At 68.4% G+C, this 15,321-nt stretch carries 16 protein-coding genes; 4 read left to right on the forward strand and 12 right to left on the reverse strand.

Annotated elements, in window-relative coordinates; all coding sequences use genetic code 11:
* Nucleotides 1-50 precede the first annotated feature (50 nt).
* Together PKE84_RS19080 and PKE84_RS19085 are read left to right on the forward strand one after the other, a co-directional pair.
* Complete coding sequence (locus PKE84_RS19080; protein ID WP_271178822.1) at nt 51-1,280, forward strand: DUF349 domain-containing protein; 1,230 nt, start codon at nt 51-53, stop codon at nt 1,278-1,280.
* 87 nt (nt 1,281-1,367) lie between these two features.
* Nucleotides 1,368-1,964, forward strand: a complete 597-nt coding sequence (locus tag PKE84_RS19085; RefSeq protein ID WP_271178823.1) for a hypothetical protein — start codon at nt 1,368-1,370, stop codon at nt 1,962-1,964.
* On the opposite strand, the gene PKE84_RS19090 is transcribed toward PKE84_RS19085, so the two are convergent.
* From PKE84_RS19090 to pdxS, 12 genes are all read right to left on the reverse strand, one after another.
* Nucleotides 1,934-4,177 (reverse strand): RelA/SpoT family protein, encoded by a 2,244-nt coding sequence (locus PKE84_RS19090; RefSeq protein WP_271178824.1) that lies wholly within the window; start codon nt 4,175-4,177, stop codon nt 1,934-1,936. The genes PKE84_RS19085 and PKE84_RS19090 overlap by 31 nt on opposite strands.
* 69 nt (nt 4,178-4,246) lie before the next feature.
* Nucleotides 4,247-4,600 carry a rhodanese-like domain-containing protein gene (locus PKE84_RS19095; RefSeq protein WP_271178825.1) on the reverse strand — a complete coding sequence of 118 codons (354 nt, stop codon included), beginning with the start codon at nt 4,598-4,600 and terminating at the stop codon, nt 4,247-4,249.
* A gap of 9 nt (nt 4,601-4,609) precedes the next feature.
* The gene (gene secF / locus PKE84_RS19100; protein ID WP_271178826.1) at nt 4,610-5,626 is read right to left on the reverse strand and encodes a protein translocase subunit SecF; all 1,017 of its coding nucleotides are present in this window, start codon (nt 5,624-5,626) and stop codon (nt 4,610-4,612) included.
* Nucleotides 5,626-7,353 (reverse strand): protein translocase subunit SecD, encoded by a 1,728-nt coding sequence (gene secD / locus PKE84_RS19105; protein WP_271178827.1) that lies wholly within the window; start codon nt 7,351-7,353, stop codon nt 5,626-5,628. The genes secF and secD overlap by 1 nt, the downstream gene beginning before the upstream one ends.
* A 63-nt stretch (nt 7,354-7,416) precedes the next feature.
* Nucleotides 7,417-7,821: a preprotein translocase subunit YajC gene (gene yajC / locus PKE84_RS19110; protein ID WP_271178828.1), complete on the reverse strand. Its 405-nt coding sequence runs from the start codon at nt 7,819-7,821 to the stop codon at nt 7,417-7,419.
* An 80-nt stretch (nt 7,822-7,901) separates the two neighbouring features.
* Entirely contained in the window at nt 7,902-8,951 is a 1,050-nt protein-coding gene (ruvB, locus tag PKE84_RS19115) for a Holliday junction branch migration DNA helicase RuvB (RefSeq protein WP_271178829.1), read from the reverse strand.
* Nucleotides 8,948-9,568 carry a Holliday junction branch migration protein RuvA gene (gene ruvA / locus PKE84_RS19120; protein ID WP_271178830.1) on the reverse strand — a complete coding sequence of 207 codons (621 nt, stop codon included), beginning with the start codon at nt 9,566-9,568 and terminating at the stop codon, nt 8,948-8,950. The genes ruvB and ruvA overlap by 4 nt, the downstream gene beginning before the upstream one ends.
* Nucleotides 9,565-10,152, reverse strand: a complete 588-nt coding sequence (gene ruvC, locus PKE84_RS19125; protein WP_271178950.1) for a crossover junction endodeoxyribonuclease RuvC — start codon at nt 10,150-10,152, stop codon at nt 9,565-9,567. Before ruvC ends, ruvA begins: the two co-directional genes overlap by 4 nt.
* Nucleotides 10,153-10,166: 14 nt before the next feature.
* Nucleotides 10,167-10,931, reverse strand: a complete 765-nt coding sequence (locus tag PKE84_RS19130; RefSeq protein ID WP_271178831.1) for a YebC/PmpR family DNA-binding transcriptional regulator — start codon at nt 10,929-10,931, stop codon at nt 10,167-10,169.
* 91 nt (nt 10,932-11,022) lie between these two features.
* The gene (locus tag PKE84_RS19135; RefSeq protein WP_271178832.1) at nt 11,023-11,535 is read right to left on the reverse strand and encodes an AAA family ATPase; all 513 of its coding nucleotides are present in this window, start codon (nt 11,533-11,535) and stop codon (nt 11,023-11,025) included.
* Nucleotides 11,532-12,128, reverse strand: a complete 597-nt coding sequence (pdxT, locus tag PKE84_RS19140) for a pyridoxal 5'-phosphate synthase glutaminase subunit PdxT (protein WP_271178833.1) — start codon at nt 12,126-12,128, stop codon at nt 11,532-11,534. Before pdxT ends, PKE84_RS19135 begins: the two co-directional genes overlap by 4 nt.
* Nucleotides 12,118-13,017: a pyridoxal 5'-phosphate synthase lyase subunit PdxS gene (gene pdxS / locus PKE84_RS19145; RefSeq protein WP_271178834.1), complete on the reverse strand. Its 900-nt coding sequence runs from the start codon at nt 13,015-13,017 to the stop codon at nt 12,118-12,120. Before pdxS ends, pdxT begins: the two co-directional genes overlap by 11 nt.
* 92 nt (nt 13,018-13,109) lie before the next feature.
* Between pdxS and PKE84_RS19150 the strand changes: the two genes are divergently transcribed.
* Nucleotides 13,110-14,420, forward strand: a complete 1,311-nt coding sequence (locus PKE84_RS19150) for an aminotransferase class I/II-fold pyridoxal phosphate-dependent enzyme (RefSeq protein WP_271178835.1) — start codon at nt 13,110-13,112, stop codon at nt 14,418-14,420.
* Between the two features lie 41 nt (nt 14,421-14,461).
* A complete protein-coding gene (gene pdxY, locus PKE84_RS19155) occupies nt 14,462-15,313 on the forward strand; it encodes a pyridoxal kinase PdxY (protein WP_271178836.1) in 852 nt (283 codons plus the stop codon).
* Nucleotides 15,314-15,321: the final 8 nt, after the last annotated feature.

Consider the following 15,321-nt stretch of genomic DNA (forward strand, 5'->3'; position numbering starts at 1 on the left):
GCAACTGTGGGCGGTCTCCCGCTCGGAACGTCATCAGCAAGGTGAGGGTCTTGGCTACTACTGATCAGCAACCGTGGGGTCGTGTCGATGAGACAGGCACCGTCTTCGTGCGCGAGGGCGACGGCGAGCGGGCCGTCGGCCAGTATCCCGACGGCACGGCCGAAGAGGCTCTCGCCTACTTCGAGCGCAAGTACACCGACCTCGCCGGCCAGGTGACGCTGCTCGAGCAGCGCGCCAAGCGCGGCGCCCCCGCATCGGACATCGCCAAGGCGGTCGCATCGCTCCGCACGAGCGTCGCCGGCGCCAACGCCGTCGGCGACCTCGCGTCGCTCGCCGCCCGTCTCGACACCCTCGGCGGAACCGTCGAAGAGCTCACGGAGCAGCAGAGCGCCGAGGCGAAGGCCCAGGTCGAGCAGGCCGTCGCTGAGCGCACGGCCATCGTCGTCGAGGCCGAGGCCCTTGCCGCCGAGGATCCTGCGCGCACGCAGTGGAAGCAGACCACCTCGGCTCTCGATTCGCTGTTCACCCGGTGGCAGACCCACCAGCACGATGGTCCGCGCATCCCCAAGAACGAGGCGAACGAGCTGTGGAAGCGGTTCCGCACCGCGCGCTCGACGATCGAGCACAACCGCAAGGCTTTCTTTGCCGAGCTCGACAACCAGCACCGCGATGTCCGGGCTCGCAAGACCGCGCTCATCGAGCAGGCGGAGGCGCTGATCCCCCGTGGCGCCGACGGTGTCCCCGAGTACCGTCAGCTGCTCGACCAGTGGAAGCTCGCCGGGCGCGCAGGCAAGCGCAACGACGACGCCCTCTGGGCCCGCTTCAAGGCCGCCGGCGACGCGATCTACTCCGCCAAGGCCGAGGTCGACGCGAAGGACAACGAGGAGTACTCGGCCAACCTGGAACTCAAGCTCGCCCTCCTCGACGAGGCGGAGCCGCTGCTCAAAGCCACCGACCGCGAGTCGGCTCGGGCGACGCTCCTCTCGATCCAGCAGCGCTGGGATGAGATCGGCCGGGTGCCGCGCGATCAGGTGCGCCCGATCGAAGACCGGCTGCGCAAGGTCGAGGCCGCTGTGCGCCGCCTCGACGAAGAGCACTGGGAGCGGAACAACCCCGAGAAGAAGGCGCGCTCCGAGGGGCTCGCGAGCCAGCTCACCGAGGCGATCGCGAAGCTTCAGCAGGAGCTCGACGACGCCAAGGCGTCCGGCGACCAGCGCAAGGTCAAAGAAGCGCAGGAAGCACTGGACGCCCGCAAGGTCTGGCTCGACGCGCTGCAGTAGACGCGGGGCGTCCGTCCACAGGGCGGGTTCTCCACCGCTCTTCTCTCTGCGGCCCACGCCCGGTGGGTGCGGCGCGAAGCTGGGAGCATGACATCGGTGCTCCCCCGGCTTCTCGGCCCTCCCACGATCCCGCAGGCCGAACTGAGCGCCCTGCGGCTCGACGGACAGCTCTATCGGGTCGGCGACTCCTATGCGACGCTCGACACCCCCGACACGCACGAGTTGCGCGCTGAGGCATTCGCACTCCTCGCCGCGCCGTCCATGATCGCCGATCGTCGTACGGCGGCGTGGATCCACGGCGTCAGGGCCGAGCCCCCTCCCGTGCTGCATGCGTGCGTCGACCGCGCCCGACGAGGCCCAGCATCGAATCCGCCCGGCATCGACCTGCGTCAGTGCGCACTCGAACGCGGCGATGTGCTGCGCGTCGGGCGCGCGCGGCTCACCTCGCCGCTGCGCACCGTGGTCGATCTGCTCCGCACCGAGCAGCGGTTCACGGCGGGACTCGCCCTACAGGTGCAGGCGCTTCTGGCCCTGGCCGGCGTCGCACCGGCGGAGTGCCAGGCGCACATCAAACGGCACATCCAGTCGCCCGGCACGCGCCGAGCCCTGGTCCGGCTCGCAGCGGTCCCGCAGCATCGGGCCGCGCCCGAGAGTCAGCCCGCGCTCACCCGGTACACGTCGTAGACGGCGTCGATCCGGCGCACCGCGTTCAGCACGCGGTCGAGGTGGGTGGTGTCCCCCATCTCGAACACGAATCGGCTGAGGGCGAGGCGATTGCTCGACGTCGTCACCGTGGCCGACAGGATGTTCACGTGGTGCTCGGAGAGCACGCGCGTGACGTCGGACAGCAGCCCGGCCCGGTCGAGGGCCTCGACCTGGATCTGCACGAGGAACACGCTCTTGGAGCTCGGCGCCCACTCGACGTCGATCATCCGTTCGGGCTCCTGCAGCAGCGACTGCACGTTGTGGCAGCTCGCCTGGTGCACGGAGACACCGGCCCCGCGCGTCACGAAGCCGACGATCGGGTCGCCGGGCACCGGGGTGCAGCACTTCGCGAGCTTGACCAGGATGTCCGGTGCACCGCGCACGAGCACGCCGGAGTCGCTGTTGCGCAGCTGACGAGACCGTCCCTTGACGGGCAGTTCGAGGTCGCCATCCGTCTCGGCCTCGGTCTGCACCGACGCGACGACCTTCTCGATCACCGACTGCGTCGAGACGTGACCCTCGCCCACCGCGGCGTACAACGACGAGACGTCGTCGTACTTCAGCAGCGACGCGACCTCGACCAGGGAGTCCTGCGACATCAGCTTCTGCAGCGGCAGGTTCTGCTTGCGCATGGCACGGGCGATCGCGTCCTTGCCCTGCTCGATCGCCTCGTCGCGGCGCTCCTTGGTGAACCACTGGCGGATCTTGTTCCTGGCACGCGGGCTCTTGACGAAATTGAGCCAGTCCTGGCTCGGACCGGAGTCGGGGTTCTTCGACGTGAAGACCTCCACGACATCCCCGGTCGTGAGGGTGCTCTCGAGCGGCACCAGGCGACCGTTGACCTTCGCGCCCATCGTGCGGTGCCCGACCTCGGTGTGCACGGCATAGGCGAAGTCCACCGGTGTCGCGCCCGCCGGCAGGCCGATGACGCGACCCTTCGGCGTGAAGACGTAGACCTCTTTGGCACCGATCTCGAAGCGGAGCGAGTCGAGGAACTCGCTCGGGTCGGCGGTCTCGGCCTGCCAGTCGGAGATGTGCGCGAGCCAGGCGAGGTCGGTGTCGTCCTTGGCGGGGCCACCGGAGCTCTTGCCTGTCGTCTGCTCCTTGTATTTCCAGTGCGCGGCGACACCGAACTCGGCGCGCTGATGCATCTCCTCCGTACGGATCTGGATCTCGACCGGGCGGCCCTCCGGACCGATCACCGTCGTGTGAAGCGACTGGTACAGGTTGAACTTCGGCGTGGCGATGTAGTCCTTGAATCGCCCGGGCATCGGCGTCCAGCGCGCGTGGATCTGACCGAGCACGGCGTAGCAGTCGCGCACCGAGTTCACGAGCACCCGGATGCCCACCAGGTCGTAGATCTCGTCGAACTCACGTCCGCGCACGACCATCTTCTGATAGATCGAGTAGTACTGCTTGGGTCGCCCGACCACCTTGCCGCGGATCTTCGCGCTCTTCAGATCGTCGTTGATCGAGTCGATGACCTGCTGGACGAGGCGCTCGCGCTCGGGAGTGCGCTGCCGTACGAGGCTCTCGATCTCTGCGTAGAGCTTCGGGTAGAGCACCGCGAACGAGAGGTCTTCCAGCTCCCACTTGATGGTCTGGATTCCGAGGCGGTGCGCGAGCGGCGCGTAGATCTCCAGCGTCTCTGTCGCCTTGCGCGTCGCCGACGCGGCGGGCACGAACCCCCAGGTGCGGGCGTTGTGGAGCCGGTCGGCGAGCTTGATGATCAGCACGCGGATGTCCTTCGACATCGCCACGATCATCTTGCGGACCGTCTCGGCCTGCGCGCTGTCGCCGTACTTGACCTTGTCGAGCTTGGTCACGCCGTCGACGAGCATCGCGATCTCATCGCCGAACGCGTCGCGCAGCTCGTCGAGGGTGTACTCGGTGTCTTCGACCGTGTCGTGCAGGAGGGCGGCCGCGATCGTCTTGGCGCCGATCCCGAGATCGGCGAGGATCTGCGCGACCGCGACGGGGTGCGTGATGTACGGCTCGCCCGACCGGCGCTTCTGTCCCGAGTGGGCGCGTTCGGCCACCGTATAGGCGCGTTCGATCAGCGACAGATCGGCCTTCGGGTGGTGCAGCCGAACCGTCCGGATGAGCGTGTCGACCGCTCCCGCCGGTTGCGCGCGCGAGAAGATGCGCGGCACGAGGCGGCGCAGCGAAGCAGTCTGTGTCGTATCAACCATGCGCGCGCCTCCTTCTCCCTATTATCGCCGCCGCGACACCCCGCTCGTTCACGGGGCCGACTCCGGCGTTCAGACGACGTCTCCCGCAGAGCCGTCGTCACGAACGACGGCGGCGCCATGCGCCTGCCACGCGCTCATCCCGCCGGCCACATTGGCCGCGGGATAGTCAGCCCGGTTGAGGGCGTCCGTCGCGAGACGGGAGCGACCACCCGAATGGCAGACCACCAGGATCTGCTGATCTTCGGGCAGCTCGTGCTGTCGTGTCTGGAGTTCGTACAGCGGGATGTGGTGAGCATCCGGCGCGTGTCCGGCCTCCCACTCGTGCGCCTCGCGGACGTCGAGCAGCCAGGCCGAACCCGCTCCGACGAGTTCGCTCGCGCGCGCGGCGCTCACCTCGTCTTCGTCGAGATAAGAACCGCTCACGGTCACCTTCTATTCCGCCGTGACCGGCACCGGCTGCGGTGCGGCGGCCTTGGGCCGGATGGAGAGCACCTTCGCGTCGTGCTTCTTGATGGCAGCCTCGCCCTCGCGGAACTGCGAGTACATCGGAGCGGCCAGGAAGATCGTCGAGTAGGTTCCGACGATGATGCCGATGAGCAGCGCGAGCGAGATGTCGCGCAGGGTGTCGGCGCCGAGCGCGAATGCTCCGATGAAGAGGATGGAGGCGACGGGCAGCACGGCCACGACGGCGGTGTTGATCGATCGCACCAGGGTCTGGTTCACCGCCAGGTTCACCGATTCCGCGAACGTGCGGCGGGTGAGCTCCAGCTCTTCCTTGGTGTTCTCACGGACCTTGTCGAAGACCACGACCGTGTCGTAGAGCGAGTAACCCAGGATGGTCAGGAAGCCGATCATGGTCGCGGGAGACACCTCGAACCCGACCAGCGCGTAGATGCCGGCCGTGATGATGAGGTCGTGGAACAGCGAGATGATCGCCGACGCCGACATTTTCCAGGTGCGGAAGTAGAGCGCCATCGCGATGAACGCCAGCAACAGGAACACCACGATGCCCTGGATCGACTGCTGCGTCACATCCGCGCCCCACGAGGGTCCGATGAACGTCGACGAGACGTCGGTGGCGCGCACGTCGTAGGCCTTCGCCAGCGCGTCCGCGACCTCCTTGGTCTGCGTCTCGGTCAGCTGGTCGGTCTGAACGCGAACGGAGTCGTTGTTGACCGTGGTGACGTGAGCGACCTTGTTGGGAACGACGCTGTCCAGCGCATCCTGCGCCTTGGCTGTCGAGGTGTCGTCGACGTTGGTGATCGTGAACTGCGATCCGCCACGGAACTCGATGCTGAAGTTGAAGCCGCCCTTGATCACGGGGATCAGGATGGACAGGATGACCATGACGGCCGCGATCCAGTACCAGATCTTGCGCTTGCCGACGAAGTCGAACGAACGGGCGCCGGTGTAGAGGTCGTTACCGAATGTGGTGAGTCGACTGGCCATCAGGAGTCCTTCCCCCCGCTCTTGCTATCCGACGACGCCGATGCGGAGGCCAGTTCGGCCGCCTTGCGTTCGGCGATGGTCTGGCGGCGGGCCGCCTCCTTGCTGGCGGATGCAGCCTTTCCGGGTGCGACAGCCACCGGCTTGCGGAACTGAGCGGCGCCGCGGTACACGGCACCGAGCGCCTGCGGGTCGAGACCGCTCCACGGGCTCCCGCTGTTGAAGTAGCGGGTCTTCGCGAGCAGCTGCAGCACCGGATGCGTGAACAGCAGCACCACGAGCACGTCGATGATCGTCGTGAGTCCGAGGGTGAACGCGAATCCACGGACGTTGGCCGCGGCGAGCACGTAGAGCACGACGGCGGCGAGCAGGTTGGTGGCCTTGGAGGCGTAGATCGTGCGCTGGGCTCGCTTCCAACCCGCCTCGACGGCGGATTCGAGACCTCTGCCGTCGCGCAACTCATCGCGTATTCGTTCGAAGTACACGATGAACGAGTCGGCCGTGAATCCGATCGCGACGATCAGACCCGCCACACCTGCCAACGACAAGCGGTAGCCGTAGTGCCACGAGAGCAGAGAGATCGTGAGGTACGTGAGCAGGGCGGCGACCACGAGCGAAATGATCGTGACGAAGCCGAGCAGGCGGTATTGGAACAGGGTGTAGATCGCGACCAGGATCAGACCGATGAGACCGGCGATGAGACCTGCGAGCAGCTGCGACGAACCGAGCGTCGCCGAGATCGTGTCCTGGCTCTGCACCTTGAACGAGAACGGCAGCGCGCCGAACTTGAGCTGGTCGGCCAGGGTCTTCGCGCTGTCCTGCGTGAAGTTGCCGCTGATCTGCGGACGGCCGTCGGTGATCACGGCGTTGGTGGTCGGGGCCGAGATGACCTTGCCGTCGAGCACGATCGCGAACTGGTTCTGCGCGCCGGTCAGGCCGTTCAGGCGGGTGGTGACGTCGGCGAAGGCCTTGGTGCCCGCATCGTTGAAGATGATGTTGACGGCCCACTGACCGTTGCTGACACCGCTGGAGCTCTGCATGAGCCCGCTGTTGGCGTCTTTGATGTCCTGACCGCGGACCTCGACGGGGCCGAGCAGGTACTTGACCGTGCCCCCGTCGTCACAGGTGATGAGCGGTTCGTCCGTCGGCGCGGTACCGGTGTTCTTGGCGGCGTCCGAGTCGCACGAGAACGCGTTGAACTGCGCCTGGAGCTCCGGCGTCACCCAGGCGAGGTCGCTGCCGTTGGTGGGCTTGGTCGAGGGCGTGGACTGCAGGCCGGGAGCCGGGCTCGGTGCCGGTGTCGTCTTGCCGTCGGCCCCGACGACCTCGTTGGTCGGGCCGCCCGAGATGAGCACCGGACGGAAGTCGAGCTTGGCGCTCGCCTTGATGCGGTCGAGCGTCTGCTGGTCGGGGGTGCCGGGGATCGAGACGACGATGTTCTTCGAACCCTCGGTCGAGATCTCCGACTCCGAGACGCCGGCGGCGTCGATGCGCTGCCGGATGATCGACACGGCCTGGTCGAGCTGCTGCTGCTCGATCGCCTGGCCGTTCTGCACCTGCGGCGCCAGGATGATCTGGGTTCCGCCCTGGAGGTCGAGAGCGAGCTTGGGCAGCCACGTCGCGTTGCTCCAGATGACGCCAGCCGTGAGCGTACCGAGGAGCACCACGACGATGACGCCGAGCCAACTCAGTGAACGCCAGGCCTTCTTGACCGGGGTCGACTTTGCCACCTAATACTCAGCTTTCTACGAGCGTGCCCGCGCCGAACCGACGCGGGCACACAGGAAATGGGGTCAGTCGTCGCTCTTCGCGCCGGGCTTCTTCGAGACGTCGTCGACGCGCTCTCCGAACTCGGGCTCGGTGAGCGGGACGGCGTGATCCTCGTTCAGCTCAGGGGCGGCAGCGGTCTCGACCTCGGCCGGCTCGTCGACCTTGGGCTCGACGACGCGCGCGAGCACCTGACGGTGCACCTTGATGACGGTGCCCGGGCTGGTCTCGATGAGAGCGGTGTTGTCGTCGTCATCGACGGAGAGCAGGTGGCCGTACAGGCCGAAGTTGGTCATGACCTCGACACCGGGGACCATCTTCGAACGCGTCTCAGCCGCCTCCTTCTGACGCTTGCGGCTGTTGCGGAACATGAAGAAGACCAGGGCCGCCAGTACGACGACCATGACGATGGTCAGAGTTGTGTCACCCATGAGTTGGGGTCACCTTCCAGTGCGCGGCGCAAGGCCGCTTCAATCGGTTTGAGAATGGTTGGCCGACAGGCCAGCTTGAATTATAAGTCATCCATCAGTGATGGTTGCTGTGAGCCTACCTGCTGCGGGTGGTCGATCCCGAAATGGCGCCACGCCGACGGTGTCGCCACGCGGCCGCGCGGAGTGCGGGAGAGCAGCCCGATGCGCACCAGGAACGGCTCCACGACCGATTCGATCGTCTCCGCCTCCTCGCCGACCGAGACGGCGAGGGTGTTGAGCCCGACCGGTCCCCCGCCGAAGCGTTCCAGGATGGCGTGCAGTACAGCGCGGTCGAGACGGTCGAGGCCCAGCGGGTCGACATCGTAGAGTTCGAGCGCCCCGCGCACGGCCTCGATGTCGGCGGCTCCCCCGCGTACCAGGGCGAAGTCGCGCACCCGGCGCAGGAGCCGGTTCGCAATGCGCGGTGTGCCCCGGCAGCGTCCGGCGATCTCGGCGAGGGCCGCTCTGTCGATGTCGAAGTCGAGCATCACCGCCGCGCGCTGGAGCACCTGCGTGAGCTCCGCCTCGTCGTAGAACTCGAGGTGCGCCGTGAAGCCGAAGCGGTCGCGCAGCGGGTTGGGCAGCAGACCGGAGCGCGTCGTGGCGCCCACGAGGGTGAACGGCGCGAGGTCGAGCGGGATCGACGTCGCCCCCGCTCCTTTGCCGACCATGATGTCGATGCGGAAGTCCTCCATCGCCAGGTACAGCATCTCCTCGGCGGAGCGGGCCATCCGGTGGATCTCGTCGATGAAGAGGACCTCGCCAGGCGTGAGGGAGGACAGCAGGGCCGCCAGATCTCCCGCGTGCTGGATCGCGGGACCGCTCGACAGCCGCAGCGGACGCCCGCTCTCATGGGCGACGATCATCGCGAGCGTGGTCTTGCCGAGCCCGGGAGGGCCGGCGAGCAGGATGTGGTCGGCGGTGCGGTCCTGCATCTTCGCCGCGGTGAGAAGCAGCTGGAGCTGGCCGCGCACCTTGGCCTGCCCGACGAACTCGGCGAGCGAGCGCGGGCGCAGGGCGCCCTCGAAGGCCAGTTCCGATTCGGACTCGAGTTCGGGAGCGGTGGGGTCGCTGTCGTCGCTCACCGTCATGCCCGCCCGCTCTGCTTCGCCGGACCGAGGTGCGCCAGCGTGAGACGCAGGAGCGCCTGCATGCTGTCGCGGTGACTCTCGTCGGTCTCCGCGACCACCTCTGCCAGGGCCTCGGCGGCCACCTTCTCGGGCCAGCCCAGGCCGACCAGCGCGACCAGCACGCTGTCGCCGATCGATGAGGGAGCCGCGGACGCGCGCGACACCGGGGCGCGTCGCGTGACGGTGAGCTTTCCGGCCAGCGACACGACGATGAGCTTCGCGGTCTTGGGTCCGATGCCGGACACCTTGCGGAACGGCGCATCGTCGTCGGCCGCGACGGCTTCGGCGATCTGGTCGGGAGAGAGCACCGACAGCACGCCGATGGCGGACTTGGGCCCGACGCCGGAGACGCCCGTGAGCAGCTCGAACACCTGCAACTGCTCGACGTCGGAGAACCCGAAGAGCGAGAGCGCGTCTTCGCGCACGATGAGGGAGGTCATGACGAACGCTTCGTCACCGATGCGGAGGGAGAGGACGTGGTCGGGGGTCAACTGCACCGAGAATCCGACACCGCCGACCTCGATCACGGCCGTTCCACCGCTCGCTGAGAGAACGATGCCACGGAGGGAGGAGATCACCTGGCCAGCCTACGTGGCGCCGCCGACGCTCGGCTGCTGGAGCGTTCCGCGGCGCGCCATGCCGCTTGAGCGGGCGTCAGGTCGCCGCCGTCCGGGCCCGGTGCTGCTGCGGGGGCACCCCGCCAGGCGTGGCAGATGGCGATCGCGAGCGCGTCGGCGGCGTCCGCCGGCTTCGGCACCTCCGCCAGACCCAGGATGCGCGCCACCATCGCCTGCACCTGCTTCTTGTCGGCGGAACCGTAGCCGGTGATCGCTGCCTTCACCTCGCTCGGGGTGTGCAGAGCGACCGGGAGTCCGCGTTTCGCCGCCGCGTGCAGTGCGACACCGCTCACCTGCGCGGTGCCCATCACCGTGCGCAGATTGTGCTGGGCGAAGACGCGCTCGATGGCGACGACGGCCGGGCCGTGGGCGTCCAGCAGCTCTTCGATGCCGTTGCCGACCGCCAGCAGACGCTGCTCCAGGGGCATCGCCGGCGGCGTGCGGATGACCGTGACCGCCACGAGCGTCGCACGCCGATCCGGACGCACGTCGACGATGCCGACGCCGCAGCGGGTGAGGCCGGGGTCGATGCCGAGGACGCGCACCGACATGGCGGCCGCTACTCGGAGTCGGACTCGAGCTCGGCCTGGACCTCAGCGGTCAGGTCGAGGTTGGTGTAGACGTTCTGCACGTCATCCGAGTCTTCGAGCGCGTCGATCAGGCGGAAGACCTTGCGCGCCGTCTCGGCGTCGGCCTCGACATTGACCGTGGCGACGAACTCGACGTCGGCGGAGTCGTAGTCGATTCCTGCATCCTGCAGCGCCGCACGGGCTGCGACCATGTCGGTCGCCTCGGTGAGCACCTCGAAGGTCTCGCCGCGGTCGGTGACCTCTTCTGCGCCGGCGTCGAGAACCGCGGTGAGCACGTCGTCCTCGTCCACGCCGTCGGCGTGCGGCACGACGATGACGCCCTTGCGGTGGAAGTTGTAGGAGACGCTGCCCGGGTCGGCCATGGTGCCGCCGTTGCGGGTCATCGCGGTGCGCACCTCGGCGGCCGCGCGGTTCTTGTTCTCGGTGAGGCACTCGATCAGCAGTGCGACGCCGTTGGGGCCGTAGCCCTCGTACATGATCGTCGCGTAGTCGATGCTCTCACCGGTGAGGCCCGCTCCGCGCTTGATCGCGCGGTCGATGTTGTCGTTCGGGACAGACGTCTTCTTCGCCTTCTGCACCGCGTCGACGAGGGTCGGGTTGCCGGACATGTCGGCGCCGCCCATCTTGGCCGCCACCTCGATGTTCTTGATCAGCTTCGCGAACGACTTGGCGCGACGCTGGTCGATCACGGCCTTCTTGTGCTTGGTGGTGGCCCACTTGGAATGCCCGGACACTGTGCTCCCTCAGACTGCTTTCAAAGATCCTGACCATTGTAGAGCCTCGGCTCCCGCGGATCCGTACCCCGCGCGCCGCGGATGCGCCGGGTCAGCCGGGCAGCGTGCCCGGGCGCAGACCGGCCTCTGCGACGATCGTCGCCGCCGTGTCCGCCGCCGAACTCTGCGCGGGGATCAGCCGCTCGCGCACGAACGGGAGCAGGTCGTCCTCCACGAACCACTGACGCAGTTCGTCCGCACCGAACGAGCCGGCCTTGTCGCGCGTCGCGTGCCGGGTTACCGTCTCGTCGAACGGCACGTCGAAGTAGTAGAACCACGCGGTGACGCCGGGCTCCGACGCCAGGTCGCGCAGCATCGCGGCGTAGCGCGCGCTCGACAGCATTCCCTCGACCACCACCGCATCGGATGCGTGGAGCGCGTGCCGGGCGACGAGGGCGATGAGCTCCTGGTTGCCGCCGGCGTCCGTCTTCTGCTGGCCGAGCACGGTGCGCGCGAGGTAGTCCTGCTCGACGAGGGCGACCCCGTCTCCGAGCATCCGGCGCAGCTCTCTCGCGACCGTGCTCTTGCCCGATCCCGAGTTGCCCCGCAGCACGATCAGCTTCATGCCGCTGCGCGCACTTTGCTCAGGAAGTACTCGTGGAACCGGACGTCGCCGGTCATCTCGGGGTGGAACGACGTGCCGAGCAGGTCGCCCTGCTCCACGGCGACGACGCGGCCATCGGCGAGCCGGGCGAGCGGAGTCGCCCGCTCCCCCACGCTGTGCACGATGGGCGCCCGGATGAACACGGCGTGCATCGGTTCGGCGCCGAGCGCGGGGATGTCGAGGTCGGTCTCGAACGAGTCGAGCTGGGAACCGAAGGCGTTGCGCCGCACCTGCACGTCGAGGCCGCCGAGCGTCTGCTGGCCCGCGATCCCGTCGAGGATGCTGTCGGCCAGCATGATGAGGCCGGCGCACGTTCCGTAGACGGGAAGACCGCCGGCGATGGCCTGCTTCAGCGGCTCGGCGAGTCCGAACGTGCGCGACAGCTTGTCCATCACACTCGACTCGCCGCCGGGGATCACCAGGCCGCCGACCTCGGCGAGCTCCGACGGCCGGCGCACCGGCACCGCGTCGGCGCCCAGGGAGCGGAGGACCGCGATGTGCTCGCGGAAATCCCCCTGCAGTGCGAGGACGCCGACTCTGGTGCTACCAGCCACGCTCGGAGAGGCGGTGCGGCGCTGCGAGGTCGGAGACGTTGATGCCGACCATGGCCTCGCCCAGTCCGCGGGACACCTCGGCGATGACCGACGGGTCGTCGTAGAACGTCGTGGCCTTGACGATCGCGGCCGCGCGCTGCTCGGGGTTGCCCGACTTGAAGATGCCCGAACCGACGAACACGCCGTCGGCGCCCAGTTGCATCATCATCGCCGCGTCGGCCGGGGTGGCCACGCCGCCGGCGGTGAACAGCACGACGGGAAGCGTGCCGGTCTCGGCGATCTCGGCGACGAGCGCGTACGGTGCCTGCAGCTCCTTGGCCGCGACGTACAGCTCGTCCCGGCTCATGGAGGTGAGCGCCGCGATCTCCGACTTGATCTTGCGGATGTGCTTGGTCGCCTCCGAGACGTCGCCGGTGCCGGCCTCGCCCTTCGAGCGGATCATGGCGGCGCCCTCGTTGATGCGGCGCAGCGCCTCACCCAGGTTGGTTGCACCGCAGACGAAGGGGACGGTGAAGCCCCACTTGTCGATGTGGTTCACGTAGTCGGCCGGGCTCAGCACCTCGGATTCGTCGATGTAGTCGACGTCGAGCGCCTGCAGCACCTGCGCCTCGACGAAGTGGCCGATGCGGGCCTTCGCCATGACGGGGATGGACACCTCGGCGATGATGGCCTCGATGAGGTCGGGGTCGCTCATGCGGGCGACACCACCCTGCGCACGGATGTCGGCGGGGACTCGTTCGAGCGCCATCACGGCGACCGCACCGGCGTCTTCGGCGATGCGTGCCTGGTCCGGCGTCACGACGTCCATGATCACGCCGCCCTTCAGCATCTCGGCCAGGCCGCGCTTGACGCGGTCCGATCCCGTCGCGGTGCTCTCCGTGTCGACCATCGTGGTCCTCTCGTCCGTCGTTCAGTAGTATTTGACCTATGCCAAACGATATCACTCCCCCTGGTGCTCGTTAGGCTCGAGCTCGGAGCGACATGGACGAACAGATCATCACGGGCGCGACGGCGGCGGAGATCACCGCGAGCGTGCGAACGCTCCATGAACGCGGTGCGCTGCGACCGGGTGACGCACTGCCCCCGGTGCGGGAACTGGCGGCCCTGCTCGGCGTGAACCGCAACACGGCCGTGGCGGCCTACCGTCTGCTCGCGCAGGCGGGCGTGGTCGTCGCCCGCGGCCGCGCCGGGACAGTGATCGCCGGCCACGAGGCCGTCGCACAAGAGGGCTACGCGCCCGACTCGGTGCTCCGCGACATCGGCACCGGCAACCCGGATCCCCGCCTGATCCCCGATCCGACCACGGCGCTTGCGCGGGCGACCGGGCGACCCGTGCTGTACGGGGAGCCCGTGATCGACCCCGCCCTCGAAGACCGTGCGCTCGCCTGGGTGCGCGACGATCTCCCCGGCCGGGACCTGCGGATCACCGTCACCAGCGGAGCCGTGGACGCCGTCGAACGTCTTCTGGCCCAGGCGCTTCTGCGCGACGACGCGGTCGCCCTCGAAGATCCCTGCTTCCTCGCCAGCATCCACACGGTGCGCCTGGGCGGCTACCGGGCCGTTCCGGTTCCCGTGGATTCCGAGGGGATGACCGTCGACGGCCTCCGCGCTGCCCTCGACGACGGCGTGCGGGCGATCATCTGCACCCCGCGCGCACAGAACCCGACCGGCGCGACCCTCTCGCCGCGCCGGGCCGCCGACCTGCGCGCGCTGCTCGCCGAGCATCCGTACGTGCTCGTCATCGAGGACGACCACTTCTCGATGCTCTCCCAGCGGCCGTACGAGACACTCATCGGTCCGGAGCACCGCCGCTTCGCCCTCGTCCGATCCGTGTCAAAGTTCCTCGGGCCCGACATGTGCCTCGCCATCGCGGCGACCGATCCGGAGACGGCGGAGCGCCTCGCCCTCCGGCTCAGTCCCGGCACGACCTGGGTGAGCCATCTGCTGCAGCGTCTCGTGCTCGCTCAACTCACCGACGGGACGGTGCTGCACGCGATCGCAGCGGCCGGTCGCCACTACGCCGAACGCAACGCTGCCTTCGCCGCCCATCTCACCGAGCGCGGTCTGCCGACGGAGGCGGAGGACGGCCTCAACCTCTGGGTCGCCCTCCCCGTCGCGGCGAAGACCGTCGCGGAGCGGCTCGTGCTGCGGGGCTGGCTCGCCAGGACCGGCGACGAGTTCGTCCTGTCGGAGCGGTCGGCCCCCTCGCACCACCTGCGGCTCACGGTGCACGACCTCACCGACGAGGAGACCGCCCGCCTCATCGACGACCTGGCGGAGTCCACCCGCTGACCGAGGCGACCACAGCCTCCGCGGGATGAGAGGATCGACGGATGAAGATCCTGTCGATCCAGTCCGCGGTGGCCTACGGTCACGTGGGCAACTCCGCCGCCGTGTTCCCCCTCCAGCGCATCGGGGTCGAGGTCCTCCCCGTCTACACCGTGAACTTCTCCAACCACACCGGCTACGGGGCGTGGCGCGGCCCGCTCATCGCACCGGAGGACGTGCGAGACGTCATCACCGGCATCGAGGAGCGCGGTGTGCTCGGGCAGATCGACGCAGTGCTCTCCGGCTACCAGGGCAGCGAAGGCATCGGCGATGTGATCGTCGACGCCGTCTCGCGGGTCAAGGCCGCCAATCCGGATGCCGTTTACGCCTGCGATCCGGTCATGGGCAATGCGACATCCGGTTGTTTCGTCGCCCCGGCGATCCCCGACCTGCTCCGCGACCGGGTCGTGCCGGTCGCCGACATCATCACCCCGAACCAGTTCGAGCTCGGGTACCTCACCAACACCTCGCCCGACACGCTCGAGTCCACGCTGGACTCGGTGGACGCGGCGCGGGCCATGGGGCCGCGCACGGTCCTCGTCACGAGCGTCGAACGACCGGACCGCCCCGACGACACGATCGAGATGCTCGCCGTCGACGACGAGGGCGCATGGATCGTGCAGACGCCGCGGCTGCCGATGAAGGCCAACGGCTCGGGCGACGTCACCGCCGCCCTGTTCACCGCCCACTACGTGCGCACCGGGGACGCCGAGCTCGCCCTCCGCAAGACGGTCTCGAGCGTGTACGACCTGCTCGCGCGCACGCTGGAGTCGGGCGAGCGGGAGCTCAAGCTCGTCGAGTCGCAGGACGTCTACGCGAACCCGCTCGAGCAGTTCCCCGTGCGTCGCGTGCGCTGACGCCGCGC

This window comes from Leifsonia poae, from assembly GCF_027921845.1.
In the GTDB taxonomy this organism is placed as follows: Bacteria; Actinomycetota; Actinomycetes; order Actinomycetales; family Microbacteriaceae; genus Leifsonia; species Leifsonia poae.

Coding starts and splice junctions, on each gene's coding strand:
- PKE84_RS19085 (WP_271178823.1), top strand. CDS start 1,368: ATGACATCGGTGCTCCCCCGGCTTCTCGGCCCTCCCACGATCCCGCAG.
- PKE84_RS19090 (WP_271178824.1), bottom strand. CDS start 4,177: ATGGTTGATACGACACAGACTGCTTCGCTGCGCCGCCTCGTGCCGCGC.
- secF (WP_271178826.1), bottom strand. CDS start 5,626: ATGGCCAGTCGACTCACCACATTCGGTAACGACCTCTACACCGGCGCC.
- yajC (WP_271178828.1), bottom strand. CDS start 7,821: ATGGGTGACACAACTCTGACCATCGTCATGGTCGTCGTACTGGCGGCC.
- ruvB (WP_271178829.1), bottom strand. CDS start 8,951: ATGACGGTGAGCGACGACAGCGACCCCACCGCTCCCGAACTCGAGTCC.
- PKE84_RS19135 (WP_271178832.1), bottom strand. CDS start 11,535: ATGAAGCTGATCGTGCTGCGGGGCAACTCGGGATCGGGCAAGAGCACG.
- pdxS (WP_271178834.1), bottom strand. CDS start 13,017: ATGGTCGACACGGAGAGCACCGCGACGGGATCGGACCGCGTCAAGCGC.
- PKE84_RS19150 (WP_271178835.1), top strand. CDS start 13,110: ATGGACGAACAGATCATCACGGGCGCGACGGCGGCGGAGATCACCGCG.
- pdxY (WP_271178836.1), top strand. CDS start 14,462: ATGAAGATCCTGTCGATCCAGTCCGCGGTGGCCTACGGTCACGTGGGC.